The sequence below is a fragment of the Streptomyces sp. NPDC026500 genome (genome assembly GCF_055567635.1).
The window spans coordinates 59,694-80,872 of the sequence record NZ_JBVHQB010000026.1 but is presented as its reverse complement, the minus strand read 5'-3'; the positions used below and the strand labels follow the sequence as shown (position 1 = coordinate 80,872).

Annotated in this window: 21 protein-coding genes and 1 pseudogene; 8 read left to right on the top strand and 14 right to left on the bottom strand. The window is 71.0% G+C overall.

Annotation, left to right across the window (positions count from 1 at the left end; translation table 11 throughout):
• Positions 1–110: 110 nt before the first annotated feature.
• From ACZ4N5_RS35350 to ACZ4N5_RS35315, 8 genes are all read right to left on the bottom strand, one after another.
• Entirely contained in the window at positions 111–854 is a 744-nt protein-coding gene (locus ACZ4N5_RS35350) for a sulfite exporter TauE/SafE family protein (protein WP_467761125.1), read from the bottom strand.
• Positions 851–1,216, bottom strand: a complete 366-nt coding sequence (locus tag ACZ4N5_RS35345) for a rhodanese-like domain-containing protein (RefSeq protein ID WP_467761124.1) — start codon at positions 1,214–1,216, stop codon at positions 851–853. The genes ACZ4N5_RS35350 and ACZ4N5_RS35345 overlap by 4 nt, the downstream gene beginning before the upstream one ends.
• Positions 1,217–1,263: 47 nt before the next feature.
• Positions 1,264–2,622, bottom strand: coding sequence for a rhodanese-like domain-containing protein (locus ACZ4N5_RS35340; protein ID WP_467761123.1), 1,359 nt, complete (start codon positions 2,620–2,622; stop codon positions 1,264–1,266).
• A gap of 293 nt (positions 2,623–2,915) precedes the next feature.
• Complete coding sequence (locus ACZ4N5_RS35335; RefSeq protein WP_467761122.1) at positions 2,916–3,122, bottom strand: phosphatase PAP2 family protein; 207 nt, start codon at positions 3,120–3,122, stop codon at positions 2,916–2,918.
• Between the two features lie 785 nt (positions 3,123–3,907).
• Positions 3,908–4,312, bottom strand: coding sequence for a DUF302 domain-containing protein (locus tag ACZ4N5_RS35330; protein WP_467761121.1), 405 nt, complete (start codon positions 4,310–4,312; stop codon positions 3,908–3,910).
• 355 nt (positions 4,313–4,667) lie between these two features.
• Positions 4,668–4,955: a metal-sensitive transcriptional regulator gene (locus ACZ4N5_RS35325; protein ID WP_467761120.1), complete on the bottom strand. Its 288-nt coding sequence runs from the start codon at positions 4,953–4,955 to the stop codon at positions 4,668–4,670.
• An 89-nt stretch (positions 4,956–5,044) separates the two neighbouring features.
• Complete coding sequence (locus ACZ4N5_RS35320) at positions 5,045–5,398, bottom strand: hypothetical protein (protein WP_467761119.1); 354 nt, start codon at positions 5,396–5,398, stop codon at positions 5,045–5,047.
• On the bottom strand, positions 5,395–5,847 hold the full coding sequence (locus ACZ4N5_RS35315; protein ID WP_467761118.1) for an OsmC family protein: 453 nt from the start codon (positions 5,845–5,847) through the stop codon (positions 5,395–5,397). The genes ACZ4N5_RS35320 and ACZ4N5_RS35315 overlap by 4 nt, the downstream gene beginning before the upstream one ends.
• A 275-nt stretch (positions 5,848–6,122) precedes the next feature.
• On the opposite strand from ACZ4N5_RS35315, the gene sqr reads away from it, so the two are divergent.
• From sqr to ACZ4N5_RS35285, 6 genes are all read left to right on the top strand, one after another.
• Positions 6,123–7,364 (top strand): type III sulfide quinone reductase, selenoprotein subtype, encoded by a 1,242-nt coding sequence (gene sqr, locus ACZ4N5_RS35310; RefSeq protein ID WP_467761117.1) that lies wholly within the window; start codon positions 6,123–6,125, stop codon positions 7,362–7,364.
• 50 nt (positions 7,365–7,414) lie between these two features.
• A complete protein-coding gene (locus tag ACZ4N5_RS35305) occupies positions 7,415–7,732 on the top strand; it encodes a TusE/DsrC/DsvC family sulfur relay protein (protein ID WP_467761116.1) in 318 nt (105 codons plus the stop codon).
• 40 nt (positions 7,733–7,772) lie between these two features.
• The gene (locus tag ACZ4N5_RS35300) at positions 7,773–8,246 is read left to right on the top strand and encodes a DsrE/DsrF/DrsH-like family protein (RefSeq protein ID WP_327433549.1); all 474 of its coding nucleotides are present in this window, start codon (positions 7,773–7,775) and stop codon (positions 8,244–8,246) included.
• Between the two features lies 1 nt (position 8,247).
• On the top strand, positions 8,248–8,580 hold the full coding sequence (locus tag ACZ4N5_RS35295) for a PIG-L family deacetylase (RefSeq protein ID WP_467761115.1): 333 nt from the start codon (positions 8,248–8,250) through the stop codon (positions 8,578–8,580).
• Between the two features lie 303 nt (positions 8,581–8,883).
• Complete coding sequence (locus ACZ4N5_RS35290) at positions 8,884–8,997, top strand: SHOCT domain-containing protein (protein ID WP_467761114.1); 114 nt, start codon at positions 8,884–8,886, stop codon at positions 8,995–8,997.
• Positions 8,998–10,074: 1,077 nt separating this feature from the next.
• Positions 10,075–11,046 (top strand): LLM class F420-dependent oxidoreductase, encoded by a 972-nt coding sequence (locus ACZ4N5_RS35285; RefSeq protein WP_467761113.1) that lies wholly within the window; start codon positions 10,075–10,077, stop codon positions 11,044–11,046.
• A 342-nt stretch (positions 11,047–11,388) separates the two neighbouring features.
• Here the strand turns inward: ACZ4N5_RS35285 and ACZ4N5_RS35280 are convergent, their stop codons facing one another.
• Genes ACZ4N5_RS35280 through ACZ4N5_RS35270 form a run of 3 tightly spaced genes read right to left on the bottom strand, consistent with a single transcriptional unit; the run spans position 11,389 to position 16,564 of the window.
• A complete protein-coding gene (locus tag ACZ4N5_RS35280) occupies positions 11,389–13,200 on the bottom strand; it encodes a hypothetical protein (protein ID WP_467761112.1) in 1,812 nt (603 codons plus the stop codon).
• 32 nt (positions 13,201–13,232) lie between these two features.
• Positions 13,233–14,810: a serine/threonine-protein kinase gene (locus ACZ4N5_RS35275; protein ID WP_467761111.1), complete on the bottom strand. Its 1,578-nt coding sequence runs from the start codon at positions 14,808–14,810 to the stop codon at positions 13,233–13,235.
• The gene (locus ACZ4N5_RS35270) at positions 14,807–16,564 is read right to left on the bottom strand and encodes an FHA domain-containing protein (protein ID WP_467761110.1); all 1,758 of its coding nucleotides are present in this window, start codon (positions 16,562–16,564) and stop codon (positions 14,807–14,809) included. The genes ACZ4N5_RS35275 and ACZ4N5_RS35270 overlap by 4 nt, the downstream gene beginning before the upstream one ends.
• Before the next feature lie 89 nt (positions 16,565–16,653).
• On the opposite strand from ACZ4N5_RS35270, the gene ACZ4N5_RS35265 reads away from it, so the two are divergent.
• Complete coding sequence (locus tag ACZ4N5_RS35265) at positions 16,654–18,423, top strand: hypothetical protein (RefSeq protein ID WP_467761109.1); 1,770 nt, start codon at positions 16,654–16,656, stop codon at positions 18,421–18,423.
• 155 nt (positions 18,424–18,578) lie between these two features.
• Here ACZ4N5_RS35265 and ACZ4N5_RS35260 read toward each other — a convergent pair whose 3' ends face one another.
• Positions 18,579–19,145, bottom strand: coding sequence for a hypothetical protein (locus ACZ4N5_RS35260; protein ID WP_467761108.1), 567 nt, complete (start codon positions 19,143–19,145; stop codon positions 18,579–18,581).
• 193 nt (positions 19,146–19,338) lie between these two features.
• Here ACZ4N5_RS35260 and ACZ4N5_RS35255 point away from each other — a divergent pair.
• Positions 19,339–19,651 (top strand): annotated as a pseudogene (locus ACZ4N5_RS35255) (integrase core domain-containing protein); the annotation flags it as partial.
• Between the two features lie 784 nt (positions 19,652–20,435).
• Here the strand turns inward: ACZ4N5_RS35255 and ACZ4N5_RS35250 are convergent.
• Positions 20,436–20,783, bottom strand: coding sequence for a nitroreductase family protein (locus ACZ4N5_RS35250; protein ID WP_467761107.1), 348 nt, complete (start codon positions 20,781–20,783; stop codon positions 20,436–20,438).
• Entirely contained in the window at positions 20,764–21,051 is a 288-nt protein-coding gene (locus ACZ4N5_RS35245) for a nitroreductase family protein (RefSeq protein WP_467761106.1), read from the bottom strand. The genes ACZ4N5_RS35250 and ACZ4N5_RS35245 overlap by 20 nt, the downstream gene beginning before the upstream one ends.
• Between the last annotated feature and the right edge of the window lie 128 nt (positions 21,052–21,179).

Sequence of the window (21,179 nt, the reverse complement as noted above, 5' to 3'; positions counted from 1 at the left end):
GTCGTGGAACCCGGTCACCCGGTGGGGAGTGCTGTCGATCGGTGCCGAGGGGCTGCACCGGGCGCGGCGGCGGGTCTTCGGGGTGTTTGGGGCCTGTGACCGTGGGCGGGTCAGACGAGCACATCGACCAGCATGAAGAGGGCGACCGCGAGGAGCACGTAGGCGAAGACCCGCTGAAGTGTCTGGCCCTTGAGCTTTTTCGAAAGGCGTTTGCCGTCCCAGGCGCCCAGGATCGCTGCCGCGGTGAACGGTGCGATGACGGCCCAGTCCAGGTGCGTGCCGGAGCCGGCCCGTGCGGTGAGGGCTGCCATTGAGTTGATCGTGATGACCAGGAGGCTGGTGCCGACCGCCCGGCGCATGGTCAGTCGGAGCACGCCGACCAGCGCCGGTACTGCCAGGAAGCCGCCGCCCACGCCCAGGAATCCGGTGACCGCGCCGAGCCCGGCGCCGGCTGCCGCGGCCTTGCGGGGGTTCACCGGGCCGGATGGCTCGTTATGCGCGGGGCGCAGCATGCGCAGGGCGGCGAGTGCCGCGATGAGGGCGAAGGCGACGGTCAGCATGGCGTTGGGCAGGTGGCCGGCGGCGGCTCCGGCGATCACCGCGGGCACGATGCCGGCCGCGGCGAAGAGCAGCCCCGTGCGCCAGGCCACGTTGCCGTCCCGGGCGTGCCCGGCGAGTGCTGTGACGGACGTGAGGGTGACGATGATGAGGCTGGCCGTCGTCGCCTGCGCCGGGGTGAAGTCGAGCAGGTAGATCAGGGCGGGGACGGCGAGGACGCTGCCGCCTCCGCCGAGTCCGCCCAGGGCCAGGCCGATGACGCCGCCGGCGACGAGCGCGAGGATCAGGGCGGTCATGCTATCGAGCCGTCGTTCCCGTGCTTGTCGATGACGGCGTGTCCGGCGGCGGCCCACGCCTGCATACCGCCCTTGACGTCGACGGCGTCGGAGCCGCGCTGAGCCAGTAGTTCGGCGGCCTGCTGTGAGCGCCGCCCACTGCGGCAGATCACCACCAGCGGCCTCGCCTGGGCCACGCTCGGCAGGTCCGCCCCCGCAGCCAGCCGGGACAGCGGCGCGTGGATGGCGCCGGGTGCGTGTCCGACGTTCCACTCGGTCTGCTCGCGCACGTCCAGCAGGACAGCCGGGGCGTTGGCACCCTGGGTGCGCCGGTGGGCCTCGTCCACGGTGACGCGGTTCGCGCCGCGACGGAAAAGGAACATCACACAACCTCTCGAAGAGTTCTCGGGTACGGGCCAGTCGGCTGCGGTCAGCCGGTGCCGATGGCCAGTCCGGCGGCCTCGGCGTTGTCGAAGCCGTCGTCGACCGCCACCACGGCACGGCCGGACGCGTCCAGCAGCGAGGCGGCGATACCAGCGCGCATGCCGCCGGCGCAGTGCACCCAGACGGTGCCGGCCGGTACCTCGCCGAGCCTCTTGTGCAGCTGGTGGATCGGAATGTGCACAGAGCCCTCAATGTGACTGGCGGCCCGTTCGGATTCGCGCCGCACGTCCAGGACGACGATGCCGTCCGTGCCCCGCTCGGCCAGACCGGCGAACGTGGAGCGGGGGAAGGATGCGAGCGCGTCGCCCTCGGCTGTCCACTGCTGCGGCGTGCCGGTGGCGGCGGCCGCGGGGCGGTCGATACCGACCCGGACCAGTTCCCGCTGCGCGGCGGCCAGTTGTTCCGGAGACTCGGCGAGGAGCGTCACCGGCTTGCCCCACGGGATCATCCAGGCCAGATACGTTGCGATCTTGCCGTCTGCCTCGAAGTTGAACGACCCGGCGACGTGGCCCTCCGCGAACGCGACCCGGTTGCGCAGGTCGACGACCCACTCACCGGCCGCGAGTCGCACGGCGATCTCGTCGGCGTCCGCGACAGCCGGAGGGGTCAGGTCCACGGGCGCGGGACCGGCGGCGTTGGCCGGCCCCATGTACGTGTAGTAGGCGGGGACGGCGTCAAGGTCCGCGAGGAGCTGCGCGACGAACGAGTCCACGTCCGTCGTCAGAGCCGCGTTGACCGCCTTCTCCTTGCCGATCGTGGTGGCGTCCCCCTCGGCCTGCGCCGAGGAACAGAAGCTGCCGAAGCCGTGCGTGGGCAGCACGGACGTCTCGTCCGGCAGTTCGGCCGCCAGGCGATGTGCGGAGGCATGCTGAGCGCGAGCCAGCCCTTCGGTCAGACGTGGCTCGACCAGGTCAGGACGGCCCACCGTGCCGATGAGCAGGGAGCCGCCGGTGAAGGCGGCCACCGGCTGCCCCTGGTCCTGCAGGACGTAGGAGGTGTGGTGGGGAGTGTGGCCCGGGGTGGCGACCGCCCGAAGCTCCAGCTCGCCATCGACGGTGACGGTGTCGCCGTCGGTCACCGGGACCCGCGTGAACGACACGCGCGCCCCGGCGGGCACCAGGTAGGAGGCGCCCGTGACCCGCGCCAGTTCCAGACCGCCGGTGACGTAGTCGTTGTGGATGTGCGTCTCCACCACGTGCGAGATCCGTACCCCCCGGCGCGCGGCGGCCGCCAGTACCTGGTCGACATCGCGCGGCGGGTCCACCGCCACGGCCGTCTGCGTGCCGCCGGCCAGGTAGCTGCGGTTGCCCAGGCCCTCGAGCTCAATGGTGTCGATGAAGAACACGGAGATGCTTCCTTCCCGCTGAATGTACCCCCCGGGGTATATGCACTCTAACATTGGTACCCCCGGGGGTATATTCCGGTCCGGGTTTCGGCCTCGGTCCGGCCGTCGACTGCGGGCCGCTTCGCCTGCGCGGCAAGGTCTCGCAATTCCAGCAATGGCCGCTCAGGAGGCCGATGCCGCCGCGGTCACCGGGCTGTCAGGCCGTGACGCCCGCCCCGACCTGTGGGCCGGCCGGACGGCCGTGGCCGAGCTGTGGGCCCATGGAGACGCTGGGTCAAGGCTTGGCCGACCGTTCAGGCATGCCGGAGCGGCGCAGGGCAGACGGGGAGTCCAGTGAGCAGCACCTGGACGAAGAAGCCGACCGCCAGGCTGCCGATCCCCGCGACGGCATCGGCGACGAAGTGGTTCGCGGTGGCCGGGATGACGGCGAAGGCCGCGATCGGATACCAGACGCTCAGCACCCACGCCCAGGTGCGGCGGGCCAAGAATGCCAAAGCCAAGACGGCCTGAAGTGCACGCAGCGGAGGGCGGCGGCGCGGTGGGCGGGCGCTGCGTTGCGGGTGGGGGTGTCGGCCCACTCAGCGGGCCGGTGCAGGCCGGCTCTGCCCACGGCCGGGGCCTGTCCAGGGGCGCCGCGGGGAGGCGGCAGCGGGGGTCGAGGCGCCGGTTTCGGGAAGAGGCGCTGGCTGGAGCGTGGATATGTCGGTCCCCGGAGCCGCGGTCAGGCTCTCTCGCGGCCAGAAACGCCGGTCGCGACCGGCGGCATGGCTTCGTCGCCCCCCCACCGCGCCGGGGTACGGAGCGTTGTCGCTCGGGCGAGGGCGGCGGGTGGCGATCAGGTACTCCAGCGCCCCGGTGAACGGCGCGAGGGAGACGTAGTCGTTCAGGCGCAGACCCAGGAAGTGGTTGGCGTGGTCGATGCGCAGCGCCTCGATCCAGGCCCTGCCGGCGGTGTAGGCCAGTACGTGTGATCAAGCCCTTCTGCCGCGGAGAAGAGCCGACCCGTCGTGTACGCCGCTGGCGCCCGGGACAGGCGCTGAGGCGTGATTCGGGTGGTGAGGGGCGTTTCTGCGGCTGTCGGTCACCGCTGCCGCGTCGATGACTTCAGCTGATGCCCCCGGCCGCCGCGCCCAAATCGCCTGGTGCTGCTCACAGGTGTCTTGTGGCACCTGGTCACCCACGCTGTCAGGTGGACCGGGACGTTCAAGGTGCGTCAGGTTCATCGACGATTCGCCCGGTGGCCGAGGTGGCAGCGAAAAGCAGGGTCTCTACTCGTCCAGGGATCTCAGCTGTCGGTATCGGCTGCGGTAAGTGACGCGAGGGCGGCATCGAGGCGACGGGCGGCCTCCTCGGCGACGGGGCGCAGAGCCTCGAGTTCGCTGAGAGCGACCATGGTGTTCGGGTCGAGGGCCTGGACGGCCGTACGGTCGCCGTCCCTGCGGACGACCACATTGCACGGGAGCAGCAGGCCGATCGAGCGGTCGGGCTCCAGGGCGCGATGCGCGAGGGGTGGGTTGCAGGCGCCGAGGATGACGTAGTCCTCCATGTCCTGGTCGAGCTTCGCCTTGAGGGTCGCGGTGACGTCGATCTCTGTGAGGATCCCGAACCCCTGCTCCGCGAGGGCGTCGCGGGTGCGGGCGACGGTAGTGGCGAAGTCGGTGTCGAGGTGCACTGTGCGGTCGTAGCGCATGGCGTCGGTCCTTCTCTTCGGCTCGCAGGGCGCGGGACGAGACGCCCTTCATCAGCAGGTGCTCGGCAGGTGCTTTCAGGTCGTTCCGGCCCGATGTGGATTTCTCCGGGAGTCCGTGGATCGGTGTCACGGCCATTGGCCCCGAGGAAGTTCTTCACGGGGAGCCAATGTCGTGAGGCGTGCGCCCGGTGGCGGAGTCGGCACGGTCGTGATCGTCGGCCGGTGGAACGTCCGGCGTGCGTCCTCGAAGACCTCCAGGTCTACGCGTCGCCGGATCTTCGCGCTGTGGCTGCCGGCGGTCGCCGGGTTCATGCTGGTCGCCGCTGGCCTGTTGCGGCCTCAGCGGAATGAACTCTTACGCCAGCGACAGGAACAGCTTCTCCAGCCGGGCGCGCATGACGACCGAGTCCTCACCGTTCTGCCGACCGGAGTCGATGTCCGCCACGCACTGCTGCAGGCCGGTAGCGATGATCGCGAATCCCGCCCGATCGAGTGCGCGTGAGGCGGCGGCGAGCTGCGTGACGACTTCCTCGCAGTCGCGCCCCTCTTCGATCATCCGGATCACGCCGGAGATCTGACCCTGCGCGCGGCGCAGCCGGTTCAGTACGGCCTTAAGGTCCGCACCCGCGAGTTCCAGTTCCACGATCACTCCTCGAAAATACCCCTAGGGGTACTGTACGTCCCGTTTCGGGACGGCGTCGACCGTGAATAACCACACGGGCCGAGGCCGGCTCAGTCACCTGCCGCCATTGATGCCTTGCAGGGCACGCACTCGCTCCGTGAACTCGGCGCCATGGACGTGGGTGCTCCCGCCGCGCCCTGCCCGAGTCGCGACAGACTCGCGAGCGCCGCGTCCTCGTCACCGACGCCTGGGGCGCCGCATTTCGCCGCTCTGCGCAACGGCTGAACCCCGGGCTTCGGGGCGCCCATGGAAGTGGCACCGAGGGAACGGCCGGAGGCGGTGTAGTCGGCGTAGACGAGACGACGCGGCCCGTAGGGGCCCTCCAGTACTTCGTCATCGCCGATCAGGCCGCGGCGGATGCGGTCCACGAGCGGTGTCACAGGTGCGGCGATCGGCGTGCTCATGACGCGAGCTTGATGTCGATCTCGGGTGGCTGGTGCAGGGTGTTGTGGACCGTGCAGCGCGAGGCCACGGCGAGCAGGGCCGCGCGGCGCTGCTCGGTCAGCCCGGGCGGCGGAATGATCGTGACGTGCAAGGAGCCCACCCGGGCAGGGCGGTCGGTGGCCATAGTGAATTCCGTACGGACGCGCAGTCCGGCCTGGTCCAGGCTGTGGCGGTGGAGGAAACGGCCCGCGTAGAAGGCGACGCAGGTGGCCAGGGAGGCGGCGAACAACTCGGTGGGAGTGGGCGCGATGTCCGAGCCGCCGGCTTCGAGAGGCTGGTCGACCTGGAAGTGATGGCCGCGGATGTCCACGGTGTAGATGTCGCGGTCGACGTGAGTGACCTCGAAGCGGTGCGCCTCCGCCTGCGGCGGTTGGTTCGGGGTGATGGCCTGGGGTGCGGTGCCGGTCATGGCCGGGCCCTTTCTCTTCGGCGTCGACTGCTGCCAGTTCCAGTCGACCGCGAACCGCACCACTGATCGAGAGGCCGACGGGGTGAGACGGGGCCCGTTCGGCCCTCGCACCGACCACCTAGAAGGTATACCCTAGTGGGTATTTTTTCGGTGCATACGTGGCAGGCGTGCAGCGTGCGGGGCCGGAGAGGCGGAGCGAAGATATACCCGGGTGGGTACCGGCGTGGGACCAGTGGCCCATGCCCGGGCCTCATCTCCCCTACGACAGTGGGGACATGGGCACACACATCGTGATACTCGGAGGCGGCACCGCGGGCACGCTGGCCGCCAACCGGCTGCGCCGCATGTACGACGAGCGCGCATGCCGGATCACCGTCGTGGACCAGGACGACGACCACGTCTACCAGCCCGGCCTGCTGTTCGTCCCCTTCGGCATGGCTGAGCCGCACCACCTCGTCCGGTCCCGCCCGCGCCAGCTGAACACCGCCGTCGACTACAAGCGGGCGAAGATCGAGCGGGTCGACCTGGACGCGCGGACGGTGTACCTCGGCGGCGGCATACGGCTGACCTACGACGTCCTCGTGGTAGCCACAGGAGCCGCACTCCTCCCGGAGGAGACCGAGGGGCTGATCGGCCCCGGCTGGGGCGAGAAGGTCTTCACCTTCTACGACCTGCCCGGAGCCGTCGGACTGCACCACGCCCTTGAGCGCTTCGAGCGCGGGCGCGTCGTGGTGAACGTGGCCGATCTGCCGGTCAAATGCCCCGTGGCGCCACTGGAGTTCGCCTTCCTGGCCGACTGGTACTTCCGGCGGCGCGGCATCCGTGACCGGGTCGAGCTGACCTATGTCACCCCACTGGACGGCGCCTTCACCAAGCCGGTCGCGGCGAAGGCGCTCGGCGGGCTGCTGGAGCAGAAGGGCATCGAACTGGTCACCGAGTTCACGCTCGGAGAGGTCGACGGCCAAGGCGGCCGACTGGTCTCGTACGACGCGCGCGAAGTCCCGTTCGACCTGGCAGTGGTCGTGCCGCTGCACGGCGGCGCATCGTACGTCGGCCGCTCCCCGGGCCTCGGTGACGAACTGGGCTTCATCCCCGTCGACCAGCACACCCTCCAACACCCCAAGCGTCCGGAGGTGTTCGCGATCGGCGACGCGGCCGGACTGCCGGCGTCCAAGGCCGGCTCGGTGGCGCACTTCGCCGGGGAGACGCTCACCCACAACATCGGCCGCTTCCTGGCCGGACAGCCGCTGGACGCCACCTTCGACGGACACACCAACTGTTTCGTCGAGACCGGCTTCCACAAGGCGCTGCTGATCGACTTCAACTACGACACCGAACCGCTGCCGGGTCACTTCCCGGCCGCCGTCGGACTGCCGCTGCTGAAGGAGTCGCACGCCAACCACCTCGGCAAGCTCGCCTTCGAGTGGCTGTACTGGCACAGCCTCCTGCCCGGCCGGGAACTGCCCGGCATCGACTCGGCGATGCCCGATCGCGGCAAGCACCACGTCCACGCCTGAACGTCTGAACGTCTGAACGTCTGAACGTCTGAATGAAGGAGAACGCAGCCATGCCCACCGCCACCTACGGCGAGACAGCCGTCCCCGTCGACGACGACGGCTTCTTCACCGACCCCGCGCAGTGGACCGAACCCATGGCCGAGCAGATCGCCCGCGAGGCAGGCATCGAGACGCTGACCGACCAGCACTGGACGGTCATCCGCTTCATGCGCGCCCAATACGCGGAAAAGGGCACCGGCCCCACCGTTCGCGTCCTCGGCAAGACCTCCGGCGTGAGCGTCAAGGAGCTCTACCAGCTCTTCCCCAAGGGCCCGGCGAAGACCGCCGCGAAGATCGCCGGCATCCCCAAGCCGCGCGGCTGCATCTGACATCCCAGCCATCGTCCCTGCCATCGAGGAGCGTGCCGTCATGGCCGTAACCGCCACGATCGAGAAGGTCTCGATCATCGTCTCCAAGGGATCCCTGGAAGGGATCTACCCGGCCCTGATCATGGCCAACGGCGCCCGCGCCGAAGGCATCGATGCCGACCTGTTCTTCACCTTCTTCGGCCTCGACGCCATCACGAAGAAGCGCTGGGAGCACATCAAGCTGGCCACCGTCGGCAACCCCGGCCTGCACCTGCCCACCCTGCTGGGCGGCATGCCGGGAGTGCCCGACCTGATCACCCGCTACATGGAACGCAAGATGGACAAGCTCGACATCCCGCCGATCCCCGAGTTCATCGAGATGATCTCGGACACCGGCGCGGGCATCTACGCCTGCAAGGCGTCGGTGGACCTCTTCGAACTCGACAAGGACGACCTCGTCGAGCAGGTCCAGGGCATCATCACGGTCGGCGAGTTCTACGAGCGCGCGGCCGGCGGCCAGATCATCTACACCTGAGATGGCCGGCACCCTCCCCGGCCTGCCGGACGGAGTACGGCGCGTGCTGGCGGTGGACGCCCATCCCGACGACGAGTCGTTCGGGCTGGGCGGCCTCCTCACCCTGCTGTCCGACGGCGGCGTACCCACAGCGGTGCTCTGCTTCACCCACGGCAAGGCGTCCACCCTGCACGGCAGACCCGGCGACCTGCATAAAGTCCGCTCGGACGAACTCGCCTGCATCGCAAGGGAATTGGGCGTCCAGCCCGTGGAAACTGGCCGAGCACCCGGACGGCGGTCTGGACGACGTCCCGCCGCACCGACTCATCGAGCAGGTGATTCGCCTGATCCGTGAGGAGCATCCGAGCCACCTACTCGTGTGCGACACGGGGGGGCGTCACGGGACACCGGGACGAACGGCGAGCCACCGACGCCGCCCTGCTCGCCGCCCGCCCGTCCGGTATCACTGCCCTGGCCTGGCCCCTGCCGCAGGACGTGGCGGACCGGCTGAACACCGAGTTCGGCACATCCTTCACCGGGCGGGAGCCGACCGAGTGCCGGGTCGTCGAGCATCCTCTTCTGGGCGCTGATCATCACAGTCGCCGTGCTTCTCTTCCGCAACCTCAACCGGCCCCAAGAGCACACCCACGCTCCGGCCATGGCCTCCGCCGAGGACATCCTTCGTGAGCGGCTGGCCCGCGGCGAGATCGACGAGGACGACTACCAGCGCCGCCTGAACGCACTGCGCGCCGAACCTCTCACCAAACCCTGAAGCCCGCTGACCGCGCCGGTTGCGGCCGATGCCCTCGGCCGAAGGAGGCCGATGATGGACCAGCGCAATTGCGGCATGTAGGCCCTCGCCGCCGCGATCGACGTCGTCGGCGTCCGGGTCCTCGATCATCGCTTGGATCCCCATGGCTCGACCTCGCCGCCACCTGGCCACTGATGGTGTTCCTCACGATGCGCAGCGTCCTTGGCCAAGACATGTACGGCAGCCACGATCAGCACCGCGCCGACAGGAACGAGGACCCGCTGCACAAGCACGACCACCACACCGGACCGAGCTGGCCCTGACCGCCCAAGCGCAGGCGAGAGGTGAGCGCCGCGGCCGCCGTGATCGCCACGCTGATCACACTGATCGGGCTGCTCCTTCGTCTACGACATCACCCGGCTGTTCGGCAGAAAGGTGTGACGTCCGGGTGCACCGTGTGGGCGGCGGGGCAGCGCCTACTGCACACCAGCAGAGACCACCGCCGATCCCGCACCCGCATTCGCGGAAGCCGAGGCGGCATCAAGCTGCAGGCTGCCAGGACTGATTCAGTGCCTTCACGGCCGCAGCGTGCGATCGGCCACGGCACGCGGTCGTGCAGCCCACAACCCTGCGGTGCGGGTCAGGACGGGGTGCCCAAGGTGAGTTGGTCGCGGTGGAAGTCAAAGTGCTGAGTGGGATAGCGGTACACGTCTTCGAGGGTCATCAGGTCCTTGACCAAATAGACGCACCAGGAGCAGCAGCGCCTACACGACGATGTAGCCGAACAGCATGTGGTAGAGCAACTGCTCATTGGTCCAACGGCTTCCGCTGCTCCGGCAGGCAAGTCGTCAGCGTCAGCCGAGTCCAAAAGCTGGTTGAACGTCGCACCGGCCTGCTGCAACTCTCGCGCCGGGTCGGAGTCACGGGGTGTCGCCTCCGCGGGGATCACACCAGTGGAGCGACGGGGCAACGTTACATGCACTTGCTGCAAGAACTTGCAGGGGTGCTGAGCGCGGGCTAGCCTCGACGGTCGTGTCAGTTTCCTCCCCCGTGGTGCCGACAGGACCGTGGCGGATACGGGCGAGAGGGTGTGCGGGCATGTCGGAAATCCGTTGGGGCGCGGTGGTGCCGCAGGGCTGGCGGCTGGATCTCGGCCATCTCGCCGACCCGGTCGAGCAGTTCGAGGCGTTGGTCGCTGTCGCCCGTGAGGCGGAGGAGCTCGGCTTCGACTCGGTCTGGCTGTACGACCACCTCCAGCCGGTCCAAGCGGAAGAGGAGACCGTGTTCGAGTGCTGGACCAGCCTTGCCGCACTCGCCCGCGAGACCCGCCGGGTCCGCCTCGGACAACTGGTGACCTGCAACAGCTACCGAAACCCGGCCCTGCTGGCCAAGATGGCGGCGACCCTGGACGCCGCCAGCGGCGGCCGTGCCCTGCTCGGCCTCGGTGCCGGTTGGGACCAGCGCGAGTACGAGGCCTACGGCTATCCCGCGCCCTACCCCACCACCGGCGAGCGGCTGCGCCGCCTCGGCGAGGCCGCCCAGGTGGTCACCTCCATGCTGCGGTCCCCGCGCAGCACCCTGGAAGGCCGCTACTACCAGGTCCGCGACGCCGTCAACGTGCCCACCGGCGTGCAGCAGCCGCACATCCCGCTGCTGATCGGCGGCAGCGGCGAGAAGGTCACCCTGCGCCTGGTCGCGCAGTACGCGGACGCCTGCAACCTGACCGACCACACCGATCCGCAGTTCTACCGCCACAAGCTCGACGTGCTCGCGCGCCACTGCGCCGACGTCGGCCGCGCCTACGACGACATCCTGCGCACGGCCACGCTGTCCGTGTTCGTCGCCCCCGACGAGGCCGGGATCACGAGGATGACCGCCCCCCACCTGAAAGGGCAAACCCGCGCAGAGCTCGCGGAACACAATGCCGTGGGCACACCCAAGCAGTTGGTGGAGACCTTCGGCGCCCTCGTGGACGCGGGAATCGAGTACTTCGTCCTCTACTTCCACGAGGCCACCCAGCTGGACTCGATGCGGCTCTTCGCCACCGAAGTCATGCCGCATCTGACCTGACGTCCATTCACCCAGCCTCCCCTGCTTTCGAGACGGTGCCCCGCACTGGCCAGGGCAGACCACGGACCCGGCCCCTGCCGTTCTGGCCGTATTCCTCGCGTGCCATCCGCGGCCACCTGCGGCGTCAAGTACTGGCACCGCTGATGCCTCGCCCGGCCTGACGCCCGCGGCTTCCAGGAGATCGACCACACGACGCCACGGTCAACGCCGTGGTGGCCGCCAGGGCGCCAACAGTATTGGCGAGGACAGCGTCCCCGGGCCGCACCCCGTTCACCTATGAGGACGCGGCGCTCGCGACGCTGCTCGCCGCTGGTCCGGCTGTCGAGGCGGTGGCCGGGTCAGTCAGGAGCACGCGTAGCTGAAGGTCCCTTCCGCCTCGGTCGGCTTGCTCTGGTGCGCGATCCGCAGGCGGGCGGTTCCCCGGAAGCTGCCGGGGCCGCGGACCGTCCAGCGGAGGTGCACGGTGACCATGCGGTCGCCCCGGCGGGCCATGTGGACCAGCTCGCCGGAGTCGTGGCCGTCGCTGCGCAGCCAGTGGTACGTCACCGGGCCGCCGCGGCCGTCGGTGGTCACGACGCCGACCAGATCGGCGGTCTGTCCGCAGTGCAACCGCCCTGCGGGCGCCCGGACTTCGACAGCGGTGACCGTCGGGGCGGGGGACGGGCGCAACAGCAGCCAGAGGAGAACGGCCGCGGCGGTCAGGAAGGCGGTCGTGGCGATCCAGGCACGCCATCTTCGACGGTGGGGGCGGCGGTGAGGTGGTACGGGTGCGGTGCGCCACTGGGCGCGGAGGACGTCCTGGGCCTCGACGGGGACGCCGGGGCCGAAGCGCAGGAGGATCTCGCCGTCGTCTTCGCCGGCCGGGGGTGGCGTCGTTGCCTCGGTGGGGGTCGCTGTCAGAGGTCCGGCGGGGGTGCGGTTGCGTTTGCCGAGAAGGGTGGCCTGGTCATCCGAGGCCGTGGCCTTGTCGTCCGAGGCAGTGCGGTGGGGCTGGTTCGGGGCGGAGCGGGACTGGTGCGGGACGAAGCGAGGCTGGTGCGGGGCGGAGCGGGTGCGGCTGGGCATGGTGAGCTGCTCGTCCGGCACGGCGTGCCTGGGCCTGTCCACTTCCGGGACCACGTCCCCGGGGCCTGCGCCTTCGGAACCCGTGTCCACGGCACCCGCGCCCTCGGAACCCGTGTCCACGGCACCCGCGCCCTCGGACTCCGCGCCCTCGGACTCTGCGGCTTCAAAACCAGCGACGTCGCAACCGGAGGCTTCGAAACCAGCGGCTTCAAAACCATCGGCTTCGAAACCAGCGGCTTCGAAACCGTCGGCCTCGGAACCGGCGGTCTCGAAACCGGCGGCTTCGCATCCCCCCTCCTGGGGGCGCACGCGCTGGGCGTCCGCCCCCGTCTCGTCCGCCGTCGGTGTCGTGGTGATCGCCGGGTTCGCCGCGGCCACCGCCGCGCGGAGTTCCGTACGGCGCAGGAAGCCCGCCGGTAGCGCCGCGCGCCCGGCGACCAGTGCTGCTCGGGCCGCCGCGAGTCCCTCGGAACCGGCGGTGGCGGAACAGTGCGCGAACAGGGCGGCCGCGGGGGTGCCGGTGGCCGCCCAGGCCTCGCCGAGGGTGCGGGACAGGCCGGCCCAGGCCGCGATGTCGGCCTCGCGGCGCGCGGAGTCCGGCGTGTCGCCCAGCACCGTGCCCAGCGCGGCCTCGGCGAGCAGGGCGACGCCGTCCGGGGCGAGGACGACGGTGTCCGCGTCCAGCCCCCCGTGGGCGAGGCCGGCCGCGTGCAGGGCGAGCAGGCTCTGCGCGGTCTCGTTCAGGACACTGGCCGCGCTGCCCGCGTCGGGGCCCCTGCCCCCGCGGGCCAGCAGGTCCGTGAGGGTGGGAGCCGGTGGCCGGGCGGTGATCAGCCACACCTCCCCGGCCTCCGCGACGAGGTCGACCGTGCCGAGCACCCCGGGCAGCCGGAGCTTCGCGACGGCCAGCACGGCCGCCGCGAGCCGCTCACGCGTGCCCTCCGGTGCGAGCAGGGCACGGTCGATGCGCAGCGCGCCGAGCTCGGACTCGCCGGACCGGCCCGGGAGCAGCGCGTGCCAGGTGCCGTGGCGTGCGTCCCGCGTCCAGCCCGACAGGGGGCGCCCGGCGACCGTGGTGGTTGTCGTCATGTCGATCCGTTCTCGCCGTCGCTCGTCGCCGCTCAGCACGGCGGAGCGTCCAGGGAGGCTGTCTGCGGTCCGTTCGCGGCGGCCGGAGTGGTGGTGAGCGTGACCATCCAGGTGCCCCGGCACGGGTGGTTGGAGAAGTCCGCCTCGAAGGTCACGGGGTAATGCGTGCCGCCGGACAGCACCTTGGTCCGGTTTCCATAGGAATCGGCGGGCGTGTCGACGTAGTAGTCCGCCGTGACGGTCACGGGCCCGGTCCCGGTGGTGTCGACGGTGACGTCGGCGATCAGCGTCCCCGGGGTCTGCCCTCGCTGCCAGGAACCGATGGTGATCGTGACCGTGCCGGGTGTGGGCGAGGCCGGGGGCGCGGTCGTCGGTGTGGGCGGCTCCGCCGGCGGGGCCGTACTCCCGGAGGTCGTGGGCGAGGCCGACGGGCTCTCCGGGGTGGCCGAGGGGGTGGCCGAGGGCGTGCCGTCGGCCGTGCTCGGGACGGCAGTCGGCGAATCGGAGGACGAAGTGGCGGGTGGCGTGGTCAAGTTGGTCCCCGACGGCACCGAACTGGCCACCGTGGTCGCCGTGTCGTGCGGACGGGCCGCCACGGATGTCGCCCCGCCCGCCACGACCGCCAGCGCGGCCGCCCCGGCGGCGGCCTTCCATCCGCTGCGCTTCACCCGCCCCAGCAGGGTCAGGGCGCGGGCCGGCGCGTCGAGCGTCAGCGTCGCGGTGAACGGGAACAACAAGGCCAACAGCGCGGTGAGTTCGGCGAGTCTGCGGCGGCCGCGCTCCTCCCAGTCGGCGCCGTACCCGTCGGTGGCGGATCGTTCCAGCTCGGCTAGGAACGCCTCGATGCCCGGCCGGTCCGCCGGGTCCTTGGCCAGTCCCCTGCGCAGCAGCCCGCGTACCGGGTCGGGTACGTCGTCCAGGGGGACGGGGGCCCGCAGGTGCTGCAGGCGCAGCGCGGTCACGTCGTCGCCGGTGAACGGGCGGCGCCCGGTCAGGCACTCGTGGAACACGACCGCAGCGGCGTACACGTCGCCCGCCGGTCCCGCCGGCTCGCCCTGCCACTGCTCGGGCGCCATGTATGCGGGCGTGCCGGCGGCCTCGGTCTCGCGTCCGGTGCGTACGGCGATGCCGAAGTCGGCGAGCGCGCTCGTGCCGTCGGCGCGGACCAGCACGTTCTCCGGCTTGTAGTCGCGGTGCACCACCCCGGCCGCGTGGGCCGCGCCAAGACCCAGCAGCGAGCCCTTGAGCAGGACCAGGGCGGCCTCGGGGCCGGTCGTCCCGTGCCTGCGCAGCAGCCGGCGGAGGCTGACGCCGTCCACCGCCTCCATCACGATGGCGGCACCGCCGCGCGCCTCGACGTACTCGTACAGCCGCACCACGCACGGGTGCCGCAGCCCACCCAGCAGCCTGGCCTCCGCGCGGAATCCGGTGAGGAACTCCCGGTCGCCGCGCAGGCGTTCGCTCAGATACTTGATCGCGACGGGCACGCCGGTCGGGGTGTGCCGTGCCAGTACGACCCGTCCGCCGGCGCCCTCGCCGAGCATGCGTACAGGTTCGTAGCCGGGGACGGCCCACTCGCCGCCCTCGGCCCTTCCCGGACCCTGCGTCATGCCGCCCCCTCCACGGCCGCGCCCACCGTCGGCACCGGCGCCGCACCCTTCGCGTCACGGCGGCGGCGCACACGGCGCGTCAGCCACCGCACCGGCGCGGACCACACGGGGAAGGCCACCAGGCCGACCACGACCGCCTCGATCACCGTGGTCCACGGCGGGGACAGCCACCCGTCCAGCAGGTCGCCGATCCGGGAGCGCCAGGCCAGCAGGGCGAGAACGAGGAAGCCGTACGTACCGGCGACGACCGCGAGGCCGTACGCGGCCATGCCAGCCTGCCGTGGGCCGGGCCGGCTGCCCGCGCGCAGGTCCTGCCAGAGCCCCTTGCGGAAGTACGCGCTCGCCTCCTCGCGCAGCCGCGGCACGCGCAGTGCGTCGGTCAGGGCCTGGTAACCGTCCAGCGGCATCAGGGGGTTGAAGTTGTAGAGCGTGTTCAGGTAGAGGCCGAAGGCCAGGTGGAAGAGGACGGCCGAGGCCGGTCCGGCGGGCAGGAAGGCCGCGCCGGCCGCGCACCAGCCGGCCAGTGCCGCCGTCGACAGCGGCCCGGACAGCGCGACGACGACGCGTGACCAGCGGGTGCCGAACCACATGTCGCTGGTGTCCACGAACGCGAACGGCATGCCCATCATGAGCAGGAACCCGCCGCGCCTGACCTTGCGGCCGTACGACTTCACAGCCAGCGCGTGCGTCAGCTCGTGGACGACCAGGGCGGACACGTATCCGGCGGCGAGGAGCACCGGGCCCCAGACGCCCGCCCCGCCGAAGTCCAGCAGGTGCTGCCGGCCCTGCGCGGCGAAGAACGCGGCGAGGCCGCCGATCACCGACAGCCAGACCAGGGTCACGCCCGTCCGGGTGAAGAAGCGCCAGCCGAAGGCGTGGTAGAGGCGAGTCACGACCCGGTCGAGGCCGGGGACCGAGATCTCCAGCTTCAGCAGTGCCCGGTACACGGCCCGTCCCGCGCGGCGCCAGCCCTTCCGTTCCGTCTCCTCGGTGCGGCCGGGCAGGCCGCGCAGCAGCCCCGCGTTCGCGAACGCGGCGAGCGCCGCCTCGATACGCGGGAGGGCGAGCTCGCCGAAGCGGTCGGCGTACGCGAACAGCAGGTCCCGTACGGTGTTCTCGCCGTCGACGGCGTGCCAGAGGAAGACCTCGCGCTCGTCCAGCTCCAGATACACGCCGGTGCGGGTGTTGTTCAGCACCCAGCGGGGTTCGCCGCGGTCGGTGGGCACCTGCTTGAGCGCCCAGCCGGAGCGGCGGCGGGGACGTGCGGTGAGCGGGCCGTTCGCCTCCGGTGCCACCTCCGGCCCTGCGGTGGGGAGTTGGGTGAGCTGGGTGCCCACGACCTGGGTGCGCTGGCCGATGTGGGCGTCGCGGGGCTGTTCGAACACCAGGCGTACGTCGCCGACGGACAACTCGGTGCCGTCGGCGAGGTGGGCGGCGCCGCCGTGCAGGTCGACGCCTGCGACGGCCGTGCCATTGAACGAGTCCAGGTCCTCGATCCGGAAGCCCGATTCAGTGCGGACGATCCGGGCGTGGCGGCGCGACACGCTGCCGTCGGGCAGGACGACGTCGCTGTCCGCGCCCCGGCCCAGTGTGGTGACCGGGCCGGTGAGCGGGACCAGCAGGGTGGGGTCGTCGACGCCGCGCAGGTGCGGCGCGGCGTACGACGTCGGTGCCGCGCCGCGGCGGAGTGTGCCGCAGTACAGGCAGTACGGGAAGTCGCGCCGCACGTGGACGCGGCAGGCGTGGCAGAGCATGCGTCGGCTCAGCCCGCGCCGGAGCCGCTGAGGAACGTTCCGCCGGAGAAGCCGCCGTCAGTGTCGGTGCCGGGCGCGGAGGGCGAGAGGTGGGTGGCGATGCCGCCGAGGCCAGGGGTGCTCACACCGCCGCGTACGCTCTCGGCGCCGCCGAGGATGCCCGCGCGGCCACCACCGCCACCTTCGCCACCGCCGCCGTCGCCACCGCCGGGTTCTCCGCCGCCGCCGGGCCGACGTCCGGTGTTCTCCTGGCTGCCGCCACCGCTGCCGTCGTCGCCGCCACCGGGTTCACCACCACCGCCGGGGCGTCGGCCGGTGTTCTCCTGGTCGCCACCGCCACCGCCACCGCCGCTGCCGCCTTCGCCCCCGCCGCCGGAGCCGCCGTCGTGACCGTGGCCGCCACCCTCCTCGCCGCCCCCGCCATCCCCGCCGCCGTCGCCGCCGCCGGATCCGCCGTGGCCACCGCCCTCGCCGCCGGAGGAGCCACCGCCGCCGCTGTCTCCGCCGCCGCCCTCACCGCCGCCACCGCCGCCTTCGCCGCCGCCACCGCCGCCCTCACCGCCGCCGGGCCGGCGTCCGGTGTTCTCCTGGTCGCCGCCACCGCCGCTGCCACCGCTGTCTCCGCCGCCACCCTCACCGCCACCGCTGTCCCCGCCGCCGTCACCGCCCTCGCCGCGGTCGTAGATGCCGCCGTGCCCGAAGTGACCGGCGTCGCCGCCGCCCTCGCCACCGAAGCCACCGCCGTGACCCCCGAGGTCGCCGAACCCGCCGAGGTCGCCACCGGATCCGGCACCGCCGTCACCGAACCCGCCATCACCGAGACCGCCGCCGACACCGCCGGTACCGGAGCCACCGTCGCCGAACCCGCCCAGACCGCCATCGGCGCCGCCGATACCGAAGCCACCGTCGCCGAACCCGCCGCCGGCACCGCCAGCACCGAACCCGCCGTCGGAGCCACCGTCACCGAACCCGCCGAAGCCGCCCAAGCCGCCGTCCGAGGCGCCCTCGGCACCCCCACCTACATGCCCCCCGAGCCCGCCGAGGTCCATTCCGTCCTCGTTCCCGAACCCCCCGAAGTCGCCGAACTCACCGAGTCCGCCACTCACGTCGACCGGCGACTCCTGGACCAGCCCGCCGCCGAGCAGGCTCTGGGCGCCGGTGGCGGAGACGTCGAAGCCGCCCGCACCCTCGTGGCCGTCAGCGGGGAAAGCCACGTCGGGCGCGTGGCCGACGGAGGCGTGGTCACCGGACACGTGGTCGGCCGGGACATCCGGAACGTCATGGTGCGCCAGCGCGTGCGCCGCGCCCCCGAAGAACAGGGACGACTTGGACAGCCGCGGGTCGAGTGCGGCCGGTCCCCCGGCGGTGCCGGACTCGACGCGGAGGGCACGGAGCTCGCCGACCTGCGCGGGTGTCAGGCCGAGTCTTCGGGCCACCTCCTCGGTGTCACCGTCGAGTTCGGCCCTGAAGGCGGGGTCGACGGCAAGGCGGGTCATGGCATCGCGAAAGGCGTTGTCGGTCATGTCCTCGGGTCTCCGTGGGTCTGCGTGGGTCTGCGTACGCTGCTGTCTGATCCCGGCGGAGCTGAGGATCCCCCTGGCCGGCGGCAACTGCCATTTCCGGCCATCCCCACCGATGCCTGCACGGACGGTTATAAGGGGCATGGCATGACGCGCGCAAGGCCGGAGCAGCGCACCCTGGGCGAATATGCCTCCGGAGGGTCGGCCATCTCGACCGCGCACCGATCGGATACGGCCACTGGCGAGGCCGTCCAGGCGGCCCGCTGCACCGGCCGAGGGGACGCCGCGGCCGATGATGCCACGCACGTCGCCGACGCCGAGGGCCTGAGCGACGCCTGAGCACCTGCGCACGTGCTCATCCCGGCACCAGCGCGGCAGCGTCGAATGATTCTGCGCGCTGGACCACGTCGCCGACGACGCCGAGCCCGGCCGTACTGCGGGTCTGGCACGTAGTACTGGATCGTCCAGAGCGCCTGCCGACTGCCCGCCGGGCCTCAGCCGAGGTTGGCCGTCGCCGACTTGTAGTCCCCGGCTTGCTTCGGCGTCAGGTGGTGCGACACACGCACCAGCACGGCGCCATGGACGTAGTCGTATTCCGACAGGGCAGGCATCGACTTCGTCACCGTCTGGATGTATTGGGCGCGAGCCTTGGCGTCTACGGCATTGCCGAACACCTCGATCGAGCCGCCGCGGTCGGCGTCGCCCTTCTCGGTGCCGCTCACGTCGTCGGCGGAGATACGGCTGTCGGTGAAGGTGACTTTCGACGTGTACTGGTTGGGTCGGCCGAGCAGGTCGTTCGGGTCGTTCTCGGCAGTGACGGTGCCGGTGAGCTTCGCAGTGGTGACGTCGGCGGAGAGCTTGTCGAATGCGGTGCGGGCGGTCAGCGGCTTGCTCTTCTCGGCGGCCTTGCTCGCGGTGGAGCTGGGCTTCGCGGCCTCGGGTCTCGCAGACGATCCGCTGGCGTCTGTCTTGGTACTGCCGCAGGCCGCGAGGCCGGCGAGGAGGAGGGCGGCGGCTGCGACGGTGAGGGTGCGTTTCATGAGCGCGATCATGACCCCCATGTGTTCATCATGGAGATTATGTGGCTGAGTTGTGATGAGCGTTAGGAGCTTCGCCCTGCCTCGCGAGGCCGCGAGCGAGGCGGAGCCGTTGGTGGCCTGCCCGCAACCCGACGACAGCGGCCGGGAGTTGTATATACGCCTGCCTGTTACATGCCCTTCCGAATCCCCTTCGACCACGGGGCCCAATAACGGATCCCGGGCCTTCGCCGGCCTTTGCGACCAGTTCGGGGTCACACGGTCGACGGGCGCGGTCGGCACCAGTGCCGACAACGCGGCCTGCGAAAGCTTCCACGCGTCCCTGAAACGCGAGACCCTCCAGGGCGCCCACGACTACGGTGACGCCGACACCTGCCGCAGGACCGTCTTCGCCTGGCTGACCCGCTACAACACCCGTCGCCGAACACTCCGCCAACGGGCACCTCAGCCCCGACGAATACGAACGCCGACACCACACCGCTGCTCTGAAGCGGTCATTGTCATCGAGGGCGTCACAGAACTCGGCGTAGTCCAGGCAGCGTCGACGGCCCGGCTCGCTGTCCGGGTGGATCATGACGCTGCCGATGGCGCGCTGCTGGATGCGGAACAGCCGCAGTTCGTCGCGGCGCCGGGTGGACCGGTTGAAGGTCTCAGCGACCTGGGACAGCTGCGTCATGACCCGGCGGTTGGGGCCGCTGCTGCCGAGGTCTAGAAACTGCACTTCACGCCGGAGGATTTCGACCCAGCCCAGGTACTCGGATGACGAACACCGTGCTGCGCCGGGCGAGTTCCGCGTCTTCCTCCGTTCCCTGCGTGAGGAAGAGGGCTCAGTATCTGCCATACAGGATGTTGTACAGGCGGCTTTGCAAATCGAATGCCGCCCAGGCGAGCGGTGCGCCGTACTGGTTCATGTAGTTGAGCCGCTCTACAGCGACTATCCGCCGCTACTGCCGTACCCCAAGAACGCCGTCGTTGCGGCACTGGCCAACGCCACGGCCGCCGAGATCCAGGTGAGCGCGTCCATGGGGCAAACGTACGGCGTACCCGCCCGTGCGCGCAGCCGTTCACAACGTCGTCCAGGGCCACTCCGAACGGCAGCGCACTGCTCAATCCTCCGCCGAAGTCCGGTCACTGGTCCGGTTCGCGGGCGGCGTCCCAAGAAGGCATGTCACAGAGCCGGTTACCGCTTGACTGAGGTCGGCGCGGCATTCCGGGCGATGTCGGCGGTCGTCCGGCGGGGCGAACTCGGGTCGTTTCCGGGCCGGGGCCGGTGACCGGCCCCACCCACCCCTTGAGGGGCGGGTGTCCGTGCCCTCAGGCATAGGCGACGGCGTCCTCGACGGGCACGCGGGGCAGCCGCGGGAACCACGGGTCGGCACCGGGGTGACCTATGTTGACCACCAGTTGCGAGCGCCAGCTGGTACCGGCGAAGAACTCCCCGTCCACGCCGGCCTTGTCGAAGCCCGCCATGGGACCGGCCGCGAGCCCCGCCGCGCGGACCGCGAGCAGGAAGACCCCGGTCTGTAGCGCCGAGTTGTAGCCCGCGATGCCCTCGCGCGTGTCGATCTGGTCGGCGAACGCCGCTCGCAGCATGTCGCCGCGAGCCGGGAAGACTGTCGGCATCTGCTCGTGGAAGTCGACGTCATACGCCAGGATCGCCACGACCGGCGCACTGAGCGTTGGCCCTGTTGCCCTCGTCGAGATGCCGGACAAGTCGCTCCTTGCCCTCGCGGGTGCGCACGAAGAGCACGCGCAGAGGCTGGCCGTTGGCGGCGCTCGGCGACCAGCGGGCGAGTTCCCAGATCATGGCGAGTTCGTCGTCGGCAACGGCCACCTCGGCAAAGGTGTTCGCGGTGCGGGCCTCGGTGAACAGCACCTTTCGTCCGGCGTCGTCGAGGACATCGAGGGCCTGCGGTTCGCGGTCGGTCATGCTCACGGATTCTCTCTTGCTTCGGTTGTGCGGATGGTGTGGTGGCGGGGGGGGGTGTGAGCCCCGGCCCCACACAGTGGGGTCGGGGGTTTGGGTGACCCGGGGGCCCCCGGGCGCGAGGGGTAAAC